This window comes from Nesterenkonia halotolerans (assembly GCF_014874065.1).
In the GTDB taxonomy this organism is placed as follows: domain Bacteria; phylum Actinomycetota; class Actinomycetes; order Actinomycetales; family Micrococcaceae; genus Nesterenkonia; species Nesterenkonia halotolerans.
Genome location: NZ_JADBEE010000002.1, coordinates 79,988 through 101,913 on the forward strand (window position 1 = coordinate 79,988; position 21,926 = coordinate 101,913).

At 66.7% G+C, this 21,926-nt stretch carries 19 protein-coding genes; 10 read left to right on the forward strand and 9 right to left on the reverse strand.

The features are described from left to right. The first annotated feature begins 5 nt into the window (after window positions 1–5). The gene (locus H4W26_RS10525; protein WP_192592195.1) at window positions 6–617 is read left to right on the forward strand and encodes a PLD nuclease N-terminal domain-containing protein; all 612 of its coding nucleotides are present in this window, start codon (window positions 6–8) and stop codon (window positions 615–617) included. 15 nt (window positions 618–632) lie between these two features. On the opposite strand, the gene H4W26_RS10530 is transcribed toward H4W26_RS10525, so the two are convergent. From H4W26_RS10530 to H4W26_RS10540, 3 genes are read right to left on the reverse strand one after another with little or no spacing between them, the layout of a single operon-like run. Further along, on the reverse strand, window positions 633–1,508 hold the full coding sequence (locus H4W26_RS10530; protein WP_192592196.1) for a 1,4-dihydroxy-2-naphthoate polyprenyltransferase: 876 nt from the start codon (window positions 1,506–1,508) through the stop codon (window positions 633–635). After that, window positions 1,496–2,713 carry an AMP-binding protein gene (locus H4W26_RS10535; protein WP_192592197.1) on the reverse strand — a complete coding sequence of 406 codons (1,218 nt, stop codon included), beginning with the start codon at window positions 2,711–2,713 and terminating at the stop codon, window positions 1,496–1,498. Before H4W26_RS10535 ends, H4W26_RS10530 begins: the two co-directional genes overlap by 13 nt. Then, window positions 2,714–3,028, reverse strand: coding sequence for an SND2/TMEM208 family protein (locus H4W26_RS10540; RefSeq protein ID WP_192592198.1), 315 nt, complete (start codon window positions 3,026–3,028; stop codon window positions 2,714–2,716). Between the two features lie 286 nt (window positions 3,029–3,314). Between H4W26_RS10540 and ligM the strand changes: the two genes are divergently transcribed. The 5 genes from ligM (at window position 3,315) to H4W26_RS10565 (ending at window position 9,218) form a co-directional block, all read left to right on the forward strand. Beyond that, on the forward strand, window positions 3,315–4,721 hold the full coding sequence (gene ligM, locus H4W26_RS10545) for a vanillate/3-O-methylgallate O-demethylase (RefSeq protein WP_192592199.1): 1,407 nt from the start codon (window positions 3,315–3,317) through the stop codon (window positions 4,719–4,721). A 182-nt stretch (window positions 4,722–4,903) separates the two neighbouring features. Then, a complete protein-coding gene (gene purU / locus H4W26_RS10550) occupies window positions 4,904–5,779 on the forward strand; it encodes a formyltetrahydrofolate deformylase (RefSeq protein ID WP_192592200.1) in 876 nt (291 codons plus the stop codon). A gap of 139 nt (window positions 5,780–5,918) precedes the next feature. Beyond that, complete coding sequence (locus H4W26_RS10555) at window positions 5,919–6,779, forward strand: methylenetetrahydrofolate reductase (RefSeq protein WP_318779861.1); 861 nt, start codon at window positions 5,919–5,921, stop codon at window positions 6,777–6,779. 48 nt (window positions 6,780–6,827) lie between these two features. After that, entirely contained in the window at window positions 6,828–7,442 is a 615-nt protein-coding gene (gene folE / locus H4W26_RS10560; protein ID WP_192592201.1) for a GTP cyclohydrolase I FolE, read from the forward strand. Window positions 7,443–7,592: 150 nt separating this feature from the next. Next, window positions 7,593–9,218, forward strand: a complete 1,626-nt coding sequence (locus H4W26_RS10565; protein WP_192592202.1) for a dihydroxyacetone kinase subunit DhaK — start codon at window positions 7,593–7,595, stop codon at window positions 9,216–9,218. A gap of 186 nt (window positions 9,219–9,404) precedes the next feature. Here H4W26_RS10565 and H4W26_RS10570 read toward each other — a convergent pair whose 3' ends face one another. After that, window positions 9,405–10,394 carry a 1,4-dihydroxy-2-naphthoyl-CoA synthase gene (locus H4W26_RS10570; protein WP_318779862.1) on the reverse strand — a complete coding sequence of 330 codons (990 nt, stop codon included), beginning with the start codon at window positions 10,392–10,394 and terminating at the stop codon, window positions 9,405–9,407. A 202-nt stretch (window positions 10,395–10,596) separates the two neighbouring features. Here H4W26_RS10570 and H4W26_RS10575 point away from each other — a divergent pair, with 202 nt between their 5' ends. Together H4W26_RS10575 and H4W26_RS10580 are read left to right on the forward strand one after the other, a co-directional pair. Next, window positions 10,597–11,256, forward strand: coding sequence for a TenA family protein (locus H4W26_RS10575; protein WP_192592203.1), 660 nt, complete (start codon window positions 10,597–10,599; stop codon window positions 11,254–11,256). Continuing rightward, the gene (locus tag H4W26_RS10580) at window positions 11,205–12,290 is read left to right on the forward strand and encodes a DUF2332 domain-containing protein (protein WP_192592204.1); all 1,086 of its coding nucleotides are present in this window, start codon (window positions 11,205–11,207) and stop codon (window positions 12,288–12,290) included. Before H4W26_RS10575 ends, H4W26_RS10580 begins: the two co-directional genes overlap by 52 nt. Window positions 12,291–12,296: 6 nt before the next feature. Here the strand turns inward: H4W26_RS10580 and H4W26_RS10585 are convergent, their stop codons facing one another. Genes H4W26_RS10585 through H4W26_RS10595 form a run of 3 tightly spaced genes read right to left on the reverse strand, consistent with a single transcriptional unit; the run spans window position 12,297 to window position 16,179 of the window. Further along, window positions 12,297–13,148, reverse strand: a complete 852-nt coding sequence (locus H4W26_RS10585) for a class I SAM-dependent methyltransferase (protein WP_192592205.1) — start codon at window positions 13,146–13,148, stop codon at window positions 12,297–12,299. After that, complete coding sequence (locus H4W26_RS10590; RefSeq protein ID WP_192592206.1) at window positions 13,145–15,412, reverse strand: S9 family peptidase; 2,268 nt, start codon at window positions 15,410–15,412, stop codon at window positions 13,145–13,147. Before H4W26_RS10590 ends, H4W26_RS10585 begins: the two co-directional genes overlap by 4 nt. 59 nt (window positions 15,413–15,471) lie before the next feature. Beyond that, window positions 15,472–16,179, reverse strand: coding sequence for a response regulator (locus H4W26_RS10595; RefSeq protein WP_192592207.1), 708 nt, complete (start codon window positions 16,177–16,179; stop codon window positions 15,472–15,474). 82 nt (window positions 16,180–16,261) lie between these two features. On the opposite strand from H4W26_RS10595, the gene H4W26_RS10600 reads away from it, so the two are divergent. Next, window positions 16,262–18,181: a sensor histidine kinase gene (locus tag H4W26_RS10600; protein WP_192592208.1), complete on the forward strand. Its 1,920-nt coding sequence runs from the start codon at window positions 16,262–16,264 to the stop codon at window positions 18,179–18,181. An 85-nt stretch (window positions 18,182–18,266) separates the two neighbouring features. Further along, window positions 18,267–19,370, forward strand: a complete 1,104-nt coding sequence (locus tag H4W26_RS10605; RefSeq protein WP_192592209.1) for a fatty acid desaturase family protein — start codon at window positions 18,267–18,269, stop codon at window positions 19,368–19,370. On the opposite strand, the gene H4W26_RS10610 is transcribed toward H4W26_RS10605, so the two are convergent. Further along, the gene (locus H4W26_RS10610) at window positions 19,345–20,337 is read right to left on the reverse strand and encodes a phosphatase PAP2 family protein (RefSeq protein WP_192592210.1); all 993 of its coding nucleotides are present in this window, start codon (window positions 20,335–20,337) and stop codon (window positions 19,345–19,347) included. The two genes, H4W26_RS10605 and H4W26_RS10610, sit on opposite strands and share 26 nt — an antisense overlap. 22 nt (window positions 20,338–20,359) lie before the next feature. Continuing rightward, window positions 20,360–21,853, reverse strand: a complete 1,494-nt coding sequence (locus tag H4W26_RS10615; RefSeq protein ID WP_225940000.1) for an alanine/glycine:cation symporter family protein — start codon at window positions 21,851–21,853, stop codon at window positions 20,360–20,362. Window positions 21,854–21,926: the final 73 nt, after the last annotated feature.

Below are 21,926 nucleotides of genomic sequence, written 5' to 3' on the forward strand. Positions count from 1 at the left end.
GAGGGATGTTGAGGATCATTATCGGGCTGGCAATTGTGGGCCTCGGGCTGTTGATCTACAGCCTGATCGAATGCCTGCAGACGCCGCGGCATCGCATCCGCGTTCTGCCCAAGATCGCCTGGATCGCAGTGATCGTCCTGCTGCCGATCGTCGGAGCTGGTCTCTGGCTGGGCTTCGGCCGCGTCCGCGCCCCGAAGAAGGGAAGCCAGGCGCAGCGGCGTCCCAGCTCACCGGATGATGATCCTGACTTTCTGCGTCAGGTGGAGATCCAGCGTCGGCACCGCCAGCGCGAAGAGGAGAAGCGCCAGCGCGAGGCCGAACTCCGCCGCAAGGAGCGTCGCCAGCAGGAACAGAAGGCGCAGGATTCTTCAGAGCAGGATTCCGGGACGAAAGATCCTGAGGCGCTCTCGCCTGAGGCGCAGGCCCGTGCGGATCAGGAGAAGCAGCTCGGCGAAGCGGCCGACGCGGCAGCCTCGGGTGGGTCATCCTCCAACGGCACCGGCTCGACGCAGCACAGTGCTGATGGCCACGCGGCGGAGGGTGGCGAGCAGGACCGAAAAGACTCCGAGGACGACGGCGAGACCGGCTCCTCCCGGCCCGACTCCCGCTCCAGCTGAGCGCAGGAGCGCAAGTCAGCTGAGCACGAGCGCGGCGGCGTAGGTGATCGCGAAGGCCATGCCGATGATGCTGGTCAGCTGCAGCACCCGAATCAGCGCGGCGCCCTTCTTCTCCGCCGAGCCCATGATGCGCGCCGGTCCCAGCGCAAGCGGCCAGGCGAGCAGGATCAGCAGGAACCACCAGCTCTGTGGCAGCAGGATCAGCGGCAGCACCAGCGCGATGCCGATCATCAGGATGTAGCTCATCCGCGCGCGGCGCTCACCCAGGCGGACGGCGAGGGTCCGCTTGCCCACCTCGGCGTCTGTGGGGATGTCGCGCACATTGTTCGCCATGAGCAGCGCCGAGGCGATCAGTCCCGAGCTCACGGCTCCAAGGATTGCCGCCAGGCTGAGCTGAGCCGCCATCGCCCAGGTGGTCCCCAGCGTGGCGACGAGGCCAAAGAAGACGAAGACCATGATCTCGCCCAGCCCGCGGTAGCCGTAGGGCTTGGAGCCGCCGGTGTACCACCACGCTGCCAGCACGCAGGCGGCGCCCACTGCGAGCATCCACCACATGCCGGTCAGGATCACGATGATCAGACCCGCCAGGGAAGCGAGCCCGAAGTTCAAGAAGGCGGCGTCCTTGACCTGCTGGGGCTTCGCCGCCCCTGAGCCGGTCAGCCGCATCGGACCGACCCGCACGTCATCGGTGCCGCGGATCCCGTCCGAGTAGTCGTTGGCGTAGTTGACCCCGATCTGCAGGGCCAGCGCCACCACCAGCGCCAGTGCCCCGATGAGCACATCGAAGTGCCCCAGGGCGTGCGCCGCGGCGGCTCCGATGATCACCGGCGCCACCGCCAGCGGCAGCGTGCGCGGCCGGGAGCCAGCGATCCATTCCTTCACAGTTGCCACGGGGTGACCTCTCGTTCCTGTTGTCTCGGGTCCTCGGCGAGCAGCTGCAGCAGCTGCTGGCGGTCAGGCTTGCCGTTGGCCAGCAGCGGCAGCTCGTTCAGCACGATCAGGCGCTTGGGGGACGCCGGGGCACCCAGAGCAGAGCGGACCAGCTCCTGCAGCTCTCGCTGCAGCTGCGAGTGCATGTCCTGAGTGTGGGGGACGACGGTGGCACTGACGGTCTGCCCCCAGTCGGCGTCGGGCGCGGGGCCGACGAAGGCATCGCGGACCTGAGGGTGGGTCAGCAGGGCTTCGCGGATGCGCGCGGCGGAGACCTTGACTCCTCCCGTGATGATCACATCATCCGCGCGGCCGGAGATGCTCAGTCGCTGTCCGTCGGGATCGGTGTCCACCTCGCCCAGATCGTCGGTCAGGAAGCTGCGCAGCCCGGTGTCTGGGTCCCGGCCGAAGTGAGCCGCGCTGAGGTCCTCATCGCCCAGGTACCCAGAGGCGACCATCGGCCCGCTGATCCGCACCCGCCCGGAGTCTTCGGCGCTGAGTCGGACCCCGGGCAGCGGGCGTCCGTCGTAGACGCATCCGCCGCTGGTCTCGCTCATCCCATAGGTGCGCACCACGGTCAGCCCATGACGTGCTGCGGTTTCCAGAAGCGCGGGGGAGCTGGGACCCCCGCCGAGCAGGATGACATCGAAGCGGCGGAGCGCTCCGGCGAGATCGGCATCGGCCGGCACGTGGTCCAACAGCCGCTGCAGCTGGGTGGGGACCAGGGAGACGTAGCGGCGTTCGCTCTCGAGCCGCATGGCCGCGCGGGTGAAGGAGACAGGATCCGTGGTGTCGTGCAGCAGCGGGACCGGTGTGGTTCCTGCCATCAGGCTGCGGCTGAGCACTGCCAGTCCGGCCACGTAGCTCGGCTGCAGGGTGAGCAGCCACTGGCCGTGTCCGCCGAGCGCCTCGGCCGTGGCTTGTGCCGAGGACTGCAGGGCATCAGCGCTGAGCAGTGTCTGCTTCGGCGTACCCGTGGACCCGGAGGTGCGCACGATCGCAGCAGCCTGGCCGGGGGACACATCCGCGCGGAGGGTCCAGCCCGGGCTCTCCGCGGGGTTGCCGGGAAGGAACTCGATCGGGGAATGCGTGCCGTCCAGGGAGTTCCGGAGCGCGGCAAGTGACTCGGGCACCCATGAGTCGGGACTGTGGGTTGTCTCTGACACTCAGCTGCCGCCGTCGTCCTTCGTGTCCTTCTGATCCCTCTTCTGCTTCTCGAGCTCCTCGAGACGAGCCTCCAGCATGTCCAGGCGCCAGCGGTCCTCGGCTGACATGTTCTCCTCGGACTTGGTGGGGATCTTCGGGCCCTCGAGCTCGGGATCGCCGCGCTTCTCCAGCTTCTTCAGCCGTTTGCGCAGCGCCTCGATCTCCTCCTCCGAATCCGAGCCCCAGGGGAGCGGTCGGCCGGTGGCCATGCTCACGATCTGGGTGAGGCCGAACACAATGATGGCGATAATGGCGACCCACGCGACCCAAGGCATGGCAACAGATTAGCAACTGAGCTCCTCAGCGCAGTGAAGGACGTGCTCGGTGCCGGCGACAACCACGACGTCGAGTTCGACATGGCCCTCTTCACAGTCGCCGTCGGAGTCTCAGCAACGAAAGATCGGGCCTAGACATAACTACCTACATAGCTATATTCTCGGAACGTCGATGTGACGAGAAACACATGAAGCGAGTTGTTCACCGACGGCGCCGTCAGAGGTCCTTTCGTCGGGAATGTCCAAAACATGCCCGTGAGTCGGTCTCACGGGGAAGGAGATACACATGACTCACCGGTCATTGCAGGATGTCCTGGACGGTTCGAGCAGCACCGTGGACCTGCTGCGCAACTCTCAGCTGGGTGCCTACGTCTACCCGGTCGTGCCGACGGAGTTCTCCAACTGGCGGACCGAACAGCAGGCCTGGCGCAATTCCGCCGTGCTCTTTGATCAGTCTCACCACATGGATAACCTGATCATCGAGGGCCCCGATGCTCTGAAGCTGATCTCGGACACTGCGGTCAACTCCGTGGCCAATTTCGCGGTCAACAAGGCGAAGCAGTACGTTCCCACCTCGCACTCCGGTCACGTGATCGGCGACGGGATCGTCTTCCGAGAGGCCGAGGAGACGTTCATCTACGTCGGGCGCTCGCCTGCTGCGAACTGGCTGATCTTCCACGCGGAGACGGGCGGTTACAACGTCAATGTCGAGGTTGATCGTCGTTCTCCCTCCCACCCGCTGGGACGTCCGGTCCAGCGCAAGTTCTGGCGTTTCCAGATCCAGGGCCCCAATGCGTGGCAGGTGATCGAGAAGCTCCACGGCGGTTCGTTGGAGCAGCTGAAGTTCTTCAACATGTCGCACATGCAGGTCGATGGCACCCAGGTGCGGACCCTGCGTCACGGTATGGCCGGAGCCCCGGGCCTGGAGCTCTGGGGCCCCTACGAGGACTACTTCCGCATCCGTGACGCGATCCTGGAACAGGGAGCAGAGTTCGGCATCGTGCCCGTCGGCTCACGCACATACTCTTCCAACACGATCGAATCCGGATGGATCCCCTCTCCCCTTCCGGCCATCTATTCGGGCGAAGAGATGCGGGGATATCGCGAATGGCTGGGCGCCGACAGCTACGAGGCCGTGAATGCGATTGCCGGGAGTTTCGTCGGCAGTTCAATCGAGGACTATTACCTGACCCCATGGGAACTCGGCTACGGCAACTTCGTGAAGTTCGACCATGAGTTCATCGGGCGTGAGGCGTTGGAGAAGGTGGATCCGGCCGCCCAGCGTCGAAAGGTCACGCTGTCCTGGAACAGCGAAGACATGAAGAAGATCTGGGGTTCACTGGTCGACGTCGACGGGCCCCAGTACAAGTACTTCGATCTGCCCATGGCCCAGTACGGCTCCTCCAACTATGACTCGGTGCTCGATGCCGATGGCACGAATGTCGGCTTCTCGATGTTCACCGGTTACACCTCGAACGATCGCCGCGCCATCTCTCTGGCCACCGTCTCTCCGGAGGTCCCAGAAGGTGCTGAGGTCACAGTGTTGTGGGGCGAGCCCGACGGAGGAACCTCCAAGCCCACGGTGGAACCCCACGAACAGATCGAGGTGCGAGCAATCGTGAGCCCGGTGCCGTTCTCCGTCGTGGCACGCAAGGAGTACCACGGCGGTTGGCGGACCGGGACCGCGTCCTGACGGACTCGGAGGGTTCCGCCTCTGTGGTCCTCCGAGATGGCTCTGTGGATCTGCGGACCCAGCGTGAGGGAACTGAGGCCCGAGCTGGATCACGTGGGCGTGCCGGCCGCTGCTGATACTCAGGGCGGTCGGCACGTCTTCGGGCCCCTCGACGGAAGAGACCTGGATTGAAAGGAACACCCATGGGCGCAGAGAAGCACGAGCTGTTCTCAGATGTCGGCAGGCTTCTTGTGTACGGCACCGATGAGCCCGGGATAGTGGCCGCCATCACGGACATACTGTCGGCGGCCGGTGCAAACATCATCTCCCTGGACCAGCACACGAGTGACCCGGACGGAGGACGCTTCTTCCAGCGAACAGTGTTCTCGATGCCCCACCTCTCAGCGGAGCTGCCTGCGCTGGAGGACAAACTCGGTGAGGCCCTCAAGAGATTCCGTCTCGATCACTCGCTGGTGGATGCCTCCAAGAAGAAGCGCATCGCGGTGATGGCCTCCACCTCAGATCACTGCGTACTCGACCTGCTCTGGCGCTATCGGCGGGGTGAGCTGCCGGTCGACATCGCCATGGTCATCTCCAACCACACTGGTCTGGACGAAGATGTTCGCTCCCTCGGCATCCCCTTCTTCCACACGCCCACTGCCGGCAAGCCACGGGAGGAGGTGGAGGCCCGGCAGCTTGAGCTGCTGAAGGGAAATGTAGACCTCGTCGTGCTTGCTCGGTACATGCAGATACTCACCGAGGACTTCATCGAGGGTCTCGGAGCGCCCGTCATCAACATCCATCACTCGTTCCTCCCCGCCTTCATCGGGGCAGCGCCCTACCGCAAGGCCAAGGAGCGCGGTGTGAAGCTGGTGGGAGCGACGGCTCATTATGTGACCAAGGACCTGGACGAAGGCCCTATCATCGCTCAGGACGTCATCGCGGTGTCGCACCGAGATACTGCTGCAGACCTTCAGCGACGAGGCGCAGACGTCGAACGGCGGGTCCTCTCATCCGCGGTCCAGGCGCACTGCGAAGACCGGGTTCTGCGCGACGGCTCCGCCACGATCGTCTTCTGAGCGCGCCGAGACCGGGCCACACAGCAGAAGCCTCGCGGACCTCCCTCCGGAGGAGGTCGCCTCGGCGGGACGACGCAAGCACGGCATCACGGATCGGTGACCTCCGAGACGAGGACTATGGGAGACAAGGGTGATCAAGATGGCGATGAACAGTGACTCAACAGCGTCCGTGATGACGGACCCGTCACTCGAGATGACGGGAAAAGATGTGGACGCGCTGCTGGCGGCCGCGCCCAAGATCAGACCCGGGACCCGCGTCAATGTGACGTTCCTGGGAAACGAGAACCTCGAGATGCGCGTGGCAGCCGCCAAGGCCGTTCACGACGCCGGGTTGACCCCCGTGTCGCACGTGGCGGCTCGGAGAATGTCGTCCAAGGATGAGTTCGTCGAGTTCCTGGACGCCTTGCGGGGCCAGGTGGGAACTACCCACCTCTTCACCGTCGGAGGAGACCCCTCCGAACCCATGGGGCCCTACGCGTCGGCCCTGGATCTCATCCGCTCAGGCCTTCCGGCGGAGCATGGATTCACCCACATCTCGATCGCGGGATACCCCGAGGGCCATCCGGACATCGCCGATTCCGAGCTCTGGTCTGTGCTGGAGGCCAAGGTCGCGGCGCTTCAGGAGCAGGGTCTCTCGGGCACCATCCTCACCCAGTTCGGGTTCGACGTAGACCCGATCCATGACTGGATCCGGGAGGTCCGCGCTCGGGGAATCGACCTTCCCATCCGGATCGGCGTGCCTGGCCCCGCCGGGATCAAGCGGCTGATGACCTACGCCAAACGCTTTGGGGTCTCAACGTCGGCGGGCATCGCCCGCAAGTATGGATTCTCCATGACGAACCTGCTGGGGACTGCCGGACCGGAGCGGCTGATCCGGGATCTGCAGAAGGGGCTCACCGCCGAATCTGGTGATGTGAAGCTCCACTTCTACACCTTCGGCGGGATGGAGACCACGGCCGACTGGATTGCCGACTATGACGAGAGGCAGCTCGGCAGCTGAGCCCTCCCCAGAGCGCGTTGAACTGAGGAATTCGCCGTGAGGAGCGAGATGACGGATGTGCGGATCGAGGACAGGGCAGCTCCGGCCTTGTGCGGCGAGGTGGATCTTGAACGGATTGAGGATGCGATTCGTGAGGTGCTGCTGGCCGTGGGAGAGGACCCTTCCAGGGAGGGCCTGCGTGACACCCCTGCCCGTGTCGCGCGGGCCTATCAGGAGGCGTTCGTCGGTATGCGTCAGGATCCGGCGGAGCTCTTCGGGTCGACCTTCGAGGCCGGCCATGAGGAGATGGTCCTGGTCCGGGGCATCTCCTTCTACTCCATGTGTGAACACCACCTGGTGCCCTTCTTCGGAGTGGCTCACATCGGCTACCTGCCGGCGGTGGGCGGCAACGTCGCGGGGCTCGGAGCTCTGGCACGGTTGGTCGACGTGTTCAGCAAGCGACCTCAGGTCCAGGAGCAGCTGACCACGCAGGTGGTCAACTCCCTGATGGAGCATCTGAGGCCGAGGGGAGCCATCGTGGTGCTGGAGGCCGAGCATCTCTGCATGTCCATGAGGGGAGTCGCTAAACCCGGGGCGAAGACCATCACCTCGGCGGTGCGGGGGCAGTTGAGAGAAGCAGCCACCCGGGCAGAGGCGATGAGCCTGATCTCCTCCTGGCGTTGAGCGGCCACCCCACGTCAGGGGCTCTGGTGTTCCCTGGCCGAACTGCGTCCGGTCCACAGATTGTGGTGTGTTACTCTTCACAATCCATCGCTTGGACATCACCTCCAGGCGGCTCACGCGCATGCTTCATGACACTGATGGGGGAGCTCGATGTCGTTCTATAACTCTCGCGAGACTTTGGTGCCCGAAATGCTTTCGGCCATGACGCAGACTCTTGAGTTGGAAGAGCTTGAGACTTCTGAAGGGACAACAGTTCTCGTAGGAGCCGCGTCAGAGCGTGACCCATCTCGAGTCGCCGTCATCTCAGGTGGTGGATCAGGTCATGAGCCTGCGCATGCCGGCTTCATTGGTGAGGGAATGTTGGACGCGGCCATACCTGGCGAGATCTTCTCCTCTCCCTCGGTGACCGCAGTGCTGGAGGGTATTCGGCATGTTGCCGGTACGGCTGGGTGCCTGCTGGTGATCAAGAACTACACCGGTGATCGCCTGAACTTCGGGCTTGCTGCTGAGCGCGCGCGTCAAGAGGGCTACAAGGTCGAAACCGTCCTCGTTGCTGACGATGTAGCACTCCCTGGCTTCGCGCAGCCGCGCGGGCTCGCCGGCACGATATTGGTGCACAAGGTGGCGGGAGCCGCTGCGTCGGCGGGCGAGGATCTCACTGAAGTAGCAGACGCTGCTCGCCGGGCGGCGGCGTCGATTCGCACCATCGGGCTGGCCCTTGGGCCGGTTCAGCTGCCAGGTGGCGCTCCTGATCTCGAGCGTGGCGCCGAGCTGGGCATGGGAATCCACAACGAACCTGGCGCCAAGACCATCTCTGTTGACAGTGCTGCCGACGCGGTCGCACGGGTTCTCGAGTCTCTGGAGATCGATGCTGGGCCCCAGAAGCTGGTGGTCATGCTGAACGACCTCGGCGGATGTTCAGCCCAGGAGGGTCTTGTTCTTACTCATGAACTGATTCGCCAGATTGGCCCGTCCCGAATCGCACGCTTCATCGGCCCGGTGAGAGTGATGACATCTCTTGGAATGCAAGGGTTCTCCGTCACGGTCATGCCTGCAGACGATGCCCTGGTCGCTGCGTTGGAGAGGCCGACTACGGCCCCTGCCTGGACAGCCCCGAAGAAAGTCAAGGAATCGCCTCGGCGAACAAAGAGCAGACAACAGGAACAACGAGATACACCTATGGGCGTTTCCTCCGGAAATCAGATTGAAGAGAGGGTCAGGCAGGGGTGCTTGACGCTCATCGAGCTGAAGGCTGTACTCGACGATCTTGACAGGTCCACCGGAGACGGCGATGCAGGAACAACGTTCCGCGCTGGGGCCGAAGCTATCCTCGCGGACCTCGACGCGGGCACTCTGGGATTCGCCGACCAGGCCGCGGGCATGAACCGCGTCGCGACAATCCTTGAAACACGCATGGGCGGCTCCTCGGGAGTGCTTCTTGCGATACTCACGACTGCTATGTCGGAGGTGTTGGCTCGAGACGCCAACTGGGCAGATGCCCTGGGTGCCGGGCTCAACGCAATGATCCACCATGGCGGCGCCGAAGAAGGACACTCCACGATGATCGACGCAATCGCCCCAGCATTCAGAGTCCTGGACGCGGGTGGCGGACTGGTGGAAGCCGCACGGGAGGCGGAATCAGGTGCACGAGGAACGGCTGAATTCGCAGCCCAGGCCGGTCGAGCCGCCTATGTTCCTGACGCTGCCTCTCTAGGTGTCGAAGACCCAGGAGCCAAAGCAGTTGCCGCGCTTCTCACCGCTCTCAGCAGGAATTAGACCGACTCTTCACACGTGAGCGTGGAGTCCTGCTCGAGGGGGGCGGGGGCGTCGGGGTTTCCCTCAGAACCCCCTGCCCACGATGCGTGGCGGGCCAATGAGGTCCTCAGGAGAGCCGCGACTTTCTCTTGCAGGCGGAGCTCGACCCGACCGGTTGGCTCCGGCGCGCAGACATGGGCACTGGACTCAGTAGTAGTACGGGAACTCGGACCAGTTCGGCTCGCGCTTGCCCAGGAAGGCGTCACGCCCTTCCACAGCCTCGTCGGTCATGTATCCCATGCGGGTCGCCTCACCGGCAAAGACCTGCTGGCCTGCCAGTCCGTCGTCGGCGGCGTTGAACGCGAACTTCAGCATCCGGATGGCCTGCGGGGACTGGCCTGCGATGTCGGCGGCGTACTCCAGGGCAACCTCTTCGAGACGCTCATGGTCCACCGCCTCATTGACCGCGCCCGCGGCCACCATGTCCTCGGCGGAGTGCTCGCGGGCGAGGAAGAAGATCTCACGGGCCTTCTTCTGCCCCACCTGACGGGCCAGCAGTGCGGAGCCGTAGCCCGCGTCGAAGGAGCCCACCGTCGCGTCGGTCTGCTTGAACTTCCCGTGCTGGCGCGAGGCGATGCTCAGATCGGCCACCACGTGCAGGGAGTGTCCGCCACCTGCGGCCCAGCCGTTGACCACGGCGATGACCACCTTGGGCATGGTGCGGATGAGCCGCTGGACCTCGAGGATGTGGAGCCTGCCGGCGCGAGCCGGATCGATGGTCTCGGCGGTGTCGCCCTCGGCGTAGCGGTAGCCGTCGCGGCCGCGGATGCGCTGGTCTCCGCCGGAGCAGAAGCTGTGCCCGCCGTCCTTGGGGGAGGGCCCGTTTCCGGTGAGCAGCACGGCGCCCACATCAGGGGTCATCCGCGCGTGGTCCAGCGCCCGGTAGAGCTCGTCCACGGTGCCGGGACGGAAGGCGTTGCGCACCTCGGGGCGGTCGAAGGCGATCCGCACCGCGGGGAGATCCGCGGTGATCGTCCCCGCCTCGTCACGGCGCACCCGCCGGTGATACGTGACATCGGTGAAGTCGAACCCCTCCACCACGCGCCACTGCCACGGGTCGAAGATGTCCGAGACCTGCGGCGGCAGGACCGCGGGGGAGGAGTCGTTCGGGCTGCTGGGAGTATCTGATCCGATCACAGCAGCGAGTCTACCGAGGAGGGCAGGTGCGCCGTCGTCGGCCGCGTGATCCCGCCCGCGACCCGCGAGATTGTCGTAGAGCTCTAGCGAATCGTAGAGCTATAGCTCAACGATAATGCGAAAGCTCTACGATAACTTGGGGGGTGGGCCGGCCTGCCGCGCACGGCAGGGCAGGCGGGGACCGGATCTACGAGAGGAATCGATGAGCGCAGCGACATTCACCGACCAGGCCTGGGAGCGGACCGCCGGGATCCGGAGCGAGATCGACGCGCTGCCGTTCCTGCGGCAGCTCGAGGACGGTTCGCTTCCGCGCGCGATCTTCGAGAACTACATGGGCCAGGACGCGCTGTACCTCACCGGCTACGCCCGGGCGCTCGCGGCCTGCGCGGCCCAGTCCACCGATCCCGAGCACATCATCTTCTGGTCCCGCGCGGCCGCCGGCGCGATCGAGGAGGAGCGCGCGCTGCACGCCACCCACGTCGTGGACTTCTCCGCCGTCACGCCCTCGCCCACCACGGTGGCCTACACGTCCTTCGAGCTCGCCCTGGTCTCGGCCGGGTCCCTGCCGGTGCTCGCCGCCAGCGTGCTGCCCTGCTTCTGGATCTACGACGACGTCGGCACTCGCCTCAAGGCGCGCGTCGGGTCCCTGGAGGGTCATCCCTACGCCGACTGGGTCACTGCCTACGGCGACCCGGAGTTCCACGAGCTCACTCGGAGGGCCCGGCTGATCGTCGACGAGCTCGCCGCCACCGCCAGCGAAGAGACCCGCGCCGCCATGCATCGGGCCTACCACCGCGCCAGCCAGTACGAATGGATGTTCTGGGACTCCGCGCACCGGATCGAGACGTGGCCGGTGGCCTGATCATGCACGAGCTGCCCGACCGAGAATCAGCCGATGCTGGGGGCCTGACGCAGCTCCAGGAGCACTACCGCGTCTTCGCTGAGATCGAGGCCGCGCCGGTCTCCCCGCGCTACGCCCGATGGGCCGCGGGAGTGGCCGAGGACGCCGAGCTCCTGCAGCGGCTCCTTGTACTTCCCTCGGCGAAGCGTCAGGCGAATCTCCTCTTCGCCTCCGCTCAGTTCCACGGGGTGCAGGCCGAGCAGTGGGCGCAGGCCCGCGCGCAGATCCTCAGCGGCTGGACAGAGATCTCCGCGACCATGCGCGGTCGCGCGACCCAGACCAACGAGCCCGGTCGCATCGCTGCGCTGAACCTTGCCTTCTCCGTCATCCAGGACGACGACGCGCCGCTCGCGCTGATCGAGGTGGGTGCCTCCGCCGGTCTCTGCCTCTACCCCGATGCGTGGCCCACCCGATACCTCCGCGCCGGGCAGGCTGATCGTGAACTCGTGCCACCCGAGGGGGCGCTGCGCAGCGCGGTGCAGCTGAGCTGTGAGCTCAGCGGCCTGGAGGCCCCACGGGCGCTGCCGCGCGTGGGCTACCGGGCAGGCATCGATCTGAACCCGCTGGACCTCACCGACGCGGAGGATCAGCGCTGGCTCGAGTCGCTCATCTGGCCCGGCATGGAGTACCGCATCCCGCGGATCCGCGCCGGCGCAGAGATTCTGGCCCAGGACCCTCCGGCGATGTTCGCCGGAGACCTCAACGACCGATTGGCCCAGGTGCTCGATCAGGTCCCTGCCGGCATGACCCCGGTGGTGTTCCACACCGCCGTGCTCGCCTATCTGAACAGGCAGGATCGACGCCGGTTCCGCAGCCAGGTCGAAGCGGCAGGGGTGCGCTGGGTCAGCAATGAGGGGATCCGGATCATCGAGGGCTTCGCTGAGCAGCTGCCGCGGGAGAGCGAGGCGGAGTCAGGCTTCGTGCTGAGCCTGGACGGGGAACCGCTGGCGCGCACCACGCCGCATGGGCAGGCAGCGCGAGCCCTGCGCCGGTGATCCCGCTCAGCTCAGCGGCTTCTGCGCCAGGAAGATCATCTCCGGGGAGTCCTCGCTGAGCTCCTCGCGATCCCAGTCTCCCCAGAGCTGCCGGATCTCGAACCCGGCGGCGGTCAGCGATTCCCGCAGCACCGCAAGCGGGCGGTAGCGCAGGGTCTCCTCGGCGATGATCTCCCGGGCGTCAGGCAGCAGGTTATGCGCTCGGGCGGTGATCAGCTGCCCGTCCACGGCATCCTGGCGCACCCCGGCGATCTCCATCCAGGAGGTGAACTCTCCGCCGCCGGGATGCGGCTGCGTCTCCCGCGTGGACTCGGCATCCCAGGCGTCAAGCTCCAGGGCGGCGGGGTTCCGTGATTCGAAGGCCAGGTGTCCGCCGGGGCTCAGCGCTTGCCAGGCCTGCGCCAGGACCGCGTCCCAGTCCGCCCGCTCGAGGAAGTACTGGGCCACATGGCCCTCCATGACCACCGCATCTGCGGTGCCGGTCTCCAGCTGATCGGCGAACCCATGGATCCAGCTGACCTGCTCGTCGACCCCTGCTCGGGCGCTGCGAGCCCGGGCGACGTCGATCATCGCCGCCGAGGGATCCACACCGACCACCCGGAACCCGTGCTGGGCCAGCAGGACACCGAGCACGCCGGTCCCGCAGCCGACGTCGGCCACCCGCCGGGTACCCAGCTCCTCGAGCAGCTCCAGGTAGAACTCGTGGTCCCAGCCACCGGCGTTCTCCACGTCGTAGATCGCCACGAGCTCCGGATCCTGGACCCAGGCGAAGGCGGGGTCCACCTGCGGCCCGGAATCAGGTCCGGGGGCAGGTCCGGAAGCAGGCCCCTGGGCCGCGGCGGAACCGGTCGAGCTCATCGGACCAGACCGCCCGCACCGAGGTGATGTGCGAGGAAGGCATAGTCCCAGGCGCGTTCCTTCCAGCTCTCGTACCGGCCTGAGGCGCCGCCGTGCCCGCCGTCCATCTCGATCTTCATCACCACGGGGGCGTCACCCTGCTGGTGCTCGCGCAGGACCTGGACCCATTTGGCCGGTTCCACGTAGAGCACCCGGGTGTCGTGGAGGCTGGTCACCGCGGCGATCGCCGGATACTCGACGTCACGGACGTTCTCGTAGGGGGCGTAGGACTTCATGTACCGGTAGACCTCGGGGTCGGTGATCGGGTTGCCCCACTCCTCCCACTCCAGCGCCGAGAGCGGCAGCTCCGGGTCCAGGATCGAGGTCAGATTGTCCACGAAGGGCACCTGCGCCAAGATGGCCACGTACTTCTCCGGGGCGAGATTGGCCACCGCCCCCATGAGCAGCCCGCCCGCTGAGCCGCCGAGCGTGGCGATCCGCGCAGGATCGGCCCACCGCTGGGCGACCAGGTGGTCGGTGGCGGCGATGAAGTCGGTGAAGGTGTTGGTCTTCTTCAGCTTCTTCCCGTCCTCGTACCAGCCGCGGCCGAGCTCGCCGCCGCCACGCACATGGGCGATGGCGAAGACGATGCCGCGGTCCAGCAGCGAGAGCCTCGGGATCCCGAAGCTGGGGTCCATGCTCATCTCATAGGAGCCGTAGCCGTAGACCAAGGTCGGATTGCTGCCGTCGGCGCTCACGTCCCGGTGGTGCAGGACCGTGATCGGCACTGTGATCTCCGAGCCGTCGGCCCGGGTGTCGCCCGTCGGCGCCCAGAGGCGCGTGGCGCGGTAGGCGTCGAGGTCCACGTCATGGACCGGGGTCTCCCGGCGCAGCACCGGTGTCCCCTCGGCATGATCGATGTCATAGATCCGGGTCGGGGTCAGCCAGGACTCATAGGCGACCCGGAAGAGCGGGGCCTCGTATTCGGCGGCGATGACCGCGCAGGTGTAGAGCTCCTCGCCGAAGGCCGGCCCGGGCAGTGTGGAGGTCAGCACGGGAGCCGCGCCCTCGCGAGCCGCGCGCAGCGTGTCCAGGGAAAGCATCTGGACCGACTCGATGGTGTCGCGCCGCGCGGCGACGATCACCTGCGCGGCGGTGACGGTCACACCCTCGAGCTTCACGGTCTCCTCATGAGGCAGCACGAGCCGACCCAGGTCCAGCGGCCGGTCGGCAGCCTGTCCCGTGAGCTCCGCTGCGGTGGTCAGTGAGAGTGCGTTGTTCGGTCCGGCCTGGTTGTGGGTGACCAGCAGCAGGCGCTCGCCGTCGAGCACGATCGGGTCGATGCTGTGCAGTATCCGCCGCTCGGCGCCGATCAGCAGCACCGGCTCCGCCGCGGGGTCAGTGACGTCGAGCAGCCGGGACTCGTCGTACTCGGAGTTCCCAGAGATGATGAGCAGCTCGCGCTTGTCTGCCGAGAGCCCGACACCGGTCCAGAGCTGCTCGTCCATGATCTCCAGGAGCAGCCGGTCCTCTTCTGCAGCCGTTCCCAGTGTGTGCATGTAGAGCCGGTGGGGCCGCCAGGCGGCATCGGCCACCATGTAGTAGGCGCGCGCTCCGGTGGGTTCGAGCACGGGCCCGCCATGGACGCTGCCCACCTCTTCCGGCAGGTTCTCTCCGGTGGTCAGGTCGCGGAACCGCAGCGTGTAGAGCTCATCCCCGGAGGTGTCCTCGGAGTAGGCCAGCAGCGTCCCCTCGGCGCTGAGCGACATTCCGCCGAGCTGGTAGAAGGGATGCTTCGCCGCCTCGGCGTTGGTGTCGAAGATGGTCTCCTCGCCGGCGAGCGTGACGCCGGCCTGGACCTGTGGCGGGGTCCAGGACCCGCGGTTGGCGTCGTCGTCGGCCGCGGAGTTCCGGTCCTGGTCGGTCTCGGCGGGGACCCGGCAGTAGATGGCGTGCTGCTCGCCCTCGAGGGTGCGCGTGAAGTACCACCAGTCGCCGCGACGGGAGGGGACCGAGAGGTCGGTCTCCACGGTGCGGTGCTTGATCTCGGAGAAGATGGCCTCCCGCAGCGGCTGCTGGTCCGCGGTGACTGCCTCGGCGTAAGAGTTCTCGGCGTGAAGATGCTCGATGACCTCGGCGGAGTCCTTCTCGCGCAGCCATTCGTAGTGGTCCACGAACGTGTCGCCGTGGTGGGTGCGCGAGGTCGGGAGCTGCTTCGCCCGTGGAGCTGTCGGGCGGCTGGTGTCGGTGGCTGAGGAGCTCTGCGCGGGGGTTGAATCGGACATGCGGCTATTCAATCAGACCTGAAAACCTCGGGAAGATCCCGCGGGGGCCGTCTGGGCCGTCACTCGCCGGCGCGCACGAGTCCGCATTCATAGGCGTAGACCACCATCTGGGTCCGGTCCCGCAGGGCCAGCTTGGTGAGGATCCGGGAGACATGGGTCTTGACCGTCTGCTCGGCCAGGTAGAGCTCCGCGGCGATCTCGGTGTTGGAGCGGCCCCGGGCGACGGCGGTCATCACCTCACGCTCCCGCTCCGTCAGCTCGGAGACCAGGCCGGACTGCTTCGGACTCGCAGAGGGGCGCGTGGCGTAGTCAGAGATCAGCGTGCGGGTGATCTTCGGCGAGAGCAGCGCATCGCCGCTGGCCACCACGCGCACCGCCTGCACGAGCTCCTCGGGGGTCGCATCCTTGAGCAGGAATCCGCTGGCACCGGCGCGCAGCGCGTCGAAGACGTACTCGTCGGCGTCGAAGGTGGTCAGCATCAGGATGCGTGGGGGAGTGCCGGTCATGGCGAGGATCTGCCGGGTGGCCTCGAGACCGTTGACCTTGGGCATGCGGATGTCCATGAGGACCACGTCCGGGGTGGTGCTGTGCACGACGTCGACGATCCCGTCCCCGTCCGAGGCCGTGCCTGTCACGCTGATGTCCTCCTGGGCGTCGAGCAGCGCGGCGAACCCGGCTCGGATCATGGACTGGTCGTCCACGATCAACACCCGGATCGAGGGGCCGGAGGGCGTGGCCGAGGAGGCGGCGGGAACGACTGGGGACATGGTCCAACGCTACCCCGGTACCGCAGCGCTTCGGGCCTGTGATGTGATGTGTCCATCATGACCACCAGGGAAGAGCATCGCCATGCAACGCGTCCGTCCTGAGTCCCTGACGCGGCGCCTGGTGCGCGACGGTGCCTACGTCCTTCCGGGGCTGCCCATCGCGGTGTTCAGCGCGAGCCTGCTGCTGTCCCTGGTGGGCGTCTCCATCCTGACGGCCCCGCTTTGGGTGGGTGCGCTCGTCCTGCCGCTGGCGCTGGTCACCGCCTCGGAGTTCGCGGAGCTCTCCCGGCGGCGGCTGCGCCGCTGGGGTGCCGTCCTCGCCCCGGTCACCTACCGCTCCCGTCGCCCCGGACTCGGCGGACGGCTGGGGCCCGTCGCCGATCCGCGACGCTGGCTGGACCTGATCTTCGAGACCCTGCTCGCGCTGCCCGTCCGGCTGGTGACGTTCCTGGTCGCCATCCTCTGGGTCGTGATGGGACCGGCGGGGATCACCTACTTCTTCTGGTCTCGCTTCATCCCAGGCGAGCGGGGGCTCATCGAGCTTCTGGAACTGATCGAGCCCGCACTGGTCCCCGCCGACGAGATCTGGCAGTACGTCCTGGATTCCGCGGTCTTCCTGATCCTCGGGGTGGTCTTTCTGGTCACGCTGCCGGCGGTGATGCGCGGGCTGGCCGCTCTGGACGCGCTGCTGGCCACCAGCCTGCTCGGCGCCGGTGGGCGCGGCCGGCTGATCCCGCTGGAGCACCCGCAGGCGCACCCGCTGGAACGCACGCTCTCCCGCGCCGCGAGAGGGCGGAGCGAACCCCGGCCAGAGGAGGAGGACGCGTCCTTCAGCGCCGCAGCATGGTCCTGGATCGGGATCAGCTTCGCCGCTGTGGTGCTGCTGGCCGTGAGCTGGCCGCTGACGGTGAGCATCTACGGCGTGCACCCGGCGCTGGCGATGGTCCTCACGCTGGCGCACTGCCTGACCCTGGTGCTCACGCTGAGGTTCCCGTGGGCCGGGATCGGCGCCTCGGTGCTGGTCTCTGCCGCGTTGATGGGGGCCACCGCCGAGTCGGGGGTGGGTATCTGGCCCTGGCCGGTGACCGCCATGATCATCCAGTCCGGGGTGATCCTCGTGGCCGCGCTGCGCCGCCCCTGGTACTGCGCCGCCAGCGGATGGGCCGCCAGCGCGCTGCTGACCGCCGCCGCCATCGTCATGGCAGCGCCGCGGCTGCCCGCCGGCGCCGTGAGCACCGGGATCGTCTTCGCCTCGGTGAGCGCCGGCGTGGTCGTGCTCGGGAGCCTCACCCGGCAGTGGCTCGTGGACGCGGACCGGCTCGAGGAGTCTGAACGCACCAGCGCCCAGCAGAGCCGCCGTCGTCGGGAGCTGGAGGAGCGCAACCGGATCGCGCGCGAACTCCACGATGTGGTCGCGCATTCGATGTCCGTGATCAGCGTGCAGGCGGCGACGGCCCAGTATCGGTTGTCCTCGATCACCCCGGAGGCGCAGCAGGAGTTCGAGGAGATCGCCCGGTCCTCCCGCCAGGCGCTCGGGGAGATGCGGATGCTGCTGGGCACCCTGCGCAGCGACGAGGAGGTGCCCACCGGGCCGACCCCGGGGCTCGCAGAGATCTACTCGCTGGTGGAGGCCACTCGAGCTTCAGGCACTCCGATCCGGGTCATCGGGCTTGATGTCGTGGAGGCGTCCTCCGCCGTCGGCCTGGCCGCCTATCGCATGGTCCAGGAGGGGCTCAGCAACGCGCTGCGCCATGCTCCCTCCGCGACGATCGAGGTCAGCGCAGAGGTGCTCGAGCATGACGCGTCCGCGCCCGACGGCACTCGGCACCTGCTGATCCAGGTGCGCAACACCGCTCCGCCGCATCCAGTCTCCGTGCCTGCACCGGGGGCTGGCCTGGGGCTGGAGGGCATCCGTGAGCGAGTCGGCGCGGTCGGCGGGACCGTCGAGACCGGAGAGACCCCCGACGGCGGCTACTACATCCGGGCCTCCTTCCCGCTGTGAGGCTGCCAACCCCCTACCGGCGTAGGGGGTGAAGATGGCTCCCCCGGGTGACGCGGGTGAGATTCCGGCTGGCTACGGTGGAACCATGACAGTCACCCAGACCCGGTCAGAGTCAGCCCGGACCACCTCCGAGCAGGCTCGCCCACCGCGGAACAAGCAGGTCAACGAGTTCTTCGAGCTCGCCCAGCGGGTCAAGGACGAGGGCCTGATGGACCGCGGCGCCTCCAGCTACGTGCTGCGCGTGATCGTGCTCAGCTTCGCCTTCGCGGGCGCCTTCGTGGCCATGTTCACCCTCGGTGACAGCCTCTGGCAGCTTGCCGTCGCCGCCTTCTTCGGGATCCTGCTCACCCAGGTCGCGTTCCTCTCCCACGACGGCGCCCACCAGCAGGTCTTCCGCACCGGCAAGCGCAACGAGTGGTTCGGCCGGGTCACCGGCAACCTCATCGTCGGCCTGTCCTACGCATGGTGGACCAAGAAGCACGGCAAGCACCACGCGAACCCCAACACCATCGGCAAGGACGGCGACATCGCCCCGGGCGCCCTCGTCTTCGTCGCTGAAGACGCAGCGCAGCGCACCGGGTTCATGGGCTGGCTCGCCCGCCGTCAGGGTTGGATGTTCTTCCCGCTGCTGACGCTGTTCGCCATCGCGCTGCACTACAACGCGCTCAAGACCGTCTTCACGGCCAAGAAGCTCAAGCGTCGCAAGACCGAGCTGGCGATGCTGGCCGTTCGTCTCATCGGCTTCCCCGTGCTGATCTTCCTCGCCATGAGCCCAGGACTGGCGCTGGGCTTCCTGGCCGTGCAGCTGGTGGTCTTCGGCGTCTACATGGGTGGCAGCTTCGCTCCCAACCACAAGGGCATGCCGATCATCCCCAAAGACTCCGACATGGACTTCCTGCGTCGCCAGGTGCTGACCTCGCGCAACATCAAGGGCGGACGCATGATGGACGTGGCCATGGGCGGGCTGAACCTGCAGGTCGAGCACCACCTCTTCCCGCGCATGCCCAGCCCCAACCTGCACAAGGTCAAGCCGATCGTCGAGGAGTTCTGTGCCGAGAAGGGCATCAGCTACACCGCCACCGGGCTGGTCCAGTCCTACGGCATGGTCGTCACCTACCTGAACCGGGTCGGTCTCGGCTACGCCGATCCGATGGACTGCCCGATCATGGCGCAGTACCGTCCCCGCTGATCCCGCGGGCACGACGGGCGATGCTGTCCAGCCGGTCCTGTTCGCGCCTGCGGCGCTGAGCGGCCTGCCGATCGAGCTCACGGGTCTCCGCGGCGAACAGCGGGATGATCGCAGCCCAGAGCAGGTAGACCGGCGCCGCTGAGAGCGCGGCCCCAGCGATCCACAGCCACGGGGTGGTGGACTCTGCGACGGCGGCGAGGCCGTCACGCAGCGCCGGTCCCAGCAGGGCCACCAGTCCGAGCGTGGTGCCGAAGGCCCCGAGGGTGACGCAGAGCCCTGCCTGCCGGCCCCCGGCCCGTCCGCTCTCAGCAGGCAGCGGAGCCAGGCTCGGGTCACGGGCCTCGGTCTGCAGGACCACCGCACCGCAGACCAGCGTCCACGTCGCCACCACGAGATAGGCCGCGATCATGTCGCTGGGCAGATGCCAGCCCTCCACAAAGATGTACGCACCCCAGAGCGCCGACCAGTTCGCCGCGAGCACGCCCCACAGTGCGCGATCGCGTGGTCGCGCGATCAGAAACATGGCCGCCGCAGCTGAGGCCGCCATCGTGGTGTGACCGCTGGGCAGCGAGTTCCCGGTCCAGTCCTCGGTGAGTCCGATCAGCACCGGGCGGCTGGAGAAGACCAGCTTGAACAGCTGAGTGCTCAGGTTCGCACCGAGCACGAGCACCGCGGCGCTGCCGAGGACCCTCCACCTGCCGTGCGCTCCCCGCCGCCGGCCCAGTCCCACGCAGGCCAGCAGCGGCGGCAGCAGGATCCACACCGCGATCCACTCGTTCTGCGGGTCCAGCTCGGGGAGCGGGTGACCCGTGGTGGAGCCGGTCCGCTGCATCATGATGTCCAGCAGCTGCCCGGTCTCCGTATGGACTGAGATCCAGTAGAGCATCCCGAAGAGCGCCCCACACAGCAGAACCCCGGCCGCCCACCGCTCAGGGTGAAAGGCCGGGGTCCGCAGGTGATGAGGCATGCGGCTATTCTGCCGCACCACCTCAGCGTCGGCTGTGGTGTGGCTCGCTCTGCGTCTGATGATCCGCCATGTCCTCGGCGGTCCAGCACTCGATGTTGCGCAGCTCCGGCATGTCCGAGGCGAAGAAGATCGGGTCGATTCCCTGTTTCTTCTGTGCCTCATAGTGCTTGAGCAGCTTGACGGCTGTGCCGCCGAGCAGCGTGATGGCCACCAGGTTGAACATCGCGATGATGACCATCGTCACACCGGCGATCGCCCACGCCAGGTCCACCGGGATGATCGCGCCGACGAACACCACGGCGGTGAGCGCCGCGGCAAAGATCTTGCGGGTCTTCTCGGAGCTGGAGATGAACAGCACGTTCATCTCGCCGTAGGAGTAGTTGCCCAGGATCGAGGTGAACGCCAGCAGCAGAATGATCAGGGCCAGGGCGAGCGCACCGAAGGCGCCGAAGTTCGCGGTGAGCGCCTCCTGGGTCAGCTCCCCGCCCACATTGGTCTCCGTGCGCACGGATGCCTCGGGGAAGGTCACCAGAATGATGAATGCGGTGACCGAGCAGATGATCAGTGTGTCCAGGTAGACGCCCAGGGTCTGCACGAGCCCCTGCTTGACCGGGTGCGACACATCAGCGGTGGCAGCGACATTGGGCACCGAGCCCATGCCTGCCTCATTGGAGAACATTCCGCGCTGCACGCCGGCCATGATCATGGCGCCGAACGCACCGCCCGCGGCGGAGGTGAAGTTGAAGGCTTCGCCGAAGATCATGCCGAACACGGCGGGAAGCTGCTCGATGTTGAACGCGACGACCACCAGGCCTAACAGGATGTAGAGCATCGCCATCAGCGGGACCACCCGCTGGGTGACCTGGGCGACTCGGCGCAGTCCAGCAAGGACGACGACGCCGGTGAGCACCGTCAGCAGCACGGCCAGGATCCAGCTCAGGCTCGTGGTGTCCGTCATGCCCAGCTCTCCGGCGGCGCCAGTCACCGAATCGACGATCGTATTGGCCTGCAGCGAGGTGAAGGACAGGGCGAAGCAGAAGATGAAGATCACGGCAAAGACGATGCCGCCGGAGCGTGACCCCAGCCCGCGCTCGATGTAATAGGCCGGGCCGCCCTTGAAGGTGTCGAAGCGGCGGACCTTGTACAGCTGCGCCAGAGTGGACTCCACGAAGGAAGCGGCAGAGTTGAAGATCGCCATCACCCACATCCAGAACACCGCACCCGGCCCACCCAGGGCGATCGCGCCGGCGACACCCGCGATGTTGCCGGTGCCCACGCGGGCCGAGGCGGTGATGGTGAAGGTCTGGAAGGCGGAGAGGGACCTGGTGCGACCGTCTGCATCGCTGGGGGCCTTGTCCGTGATGGAGCGGAACATGTCCGGGATGTGGCGAAGTTGGACCAGACGGGTGCGGATGCAGAGATACACGCCCACGGAGAGGATCACGAGGATGCCGACCGTGTTCCAAGCCAAGGTCTCGATCGCGCCGATCGAGTCGAGAAGATTGTCCATAGTCATAATGCGCAGACTCTACCGGTCACGGCACCCCCAGGAACCTCCCAGCCTGTGTTCGGAGCGTGAGGCAGAATGG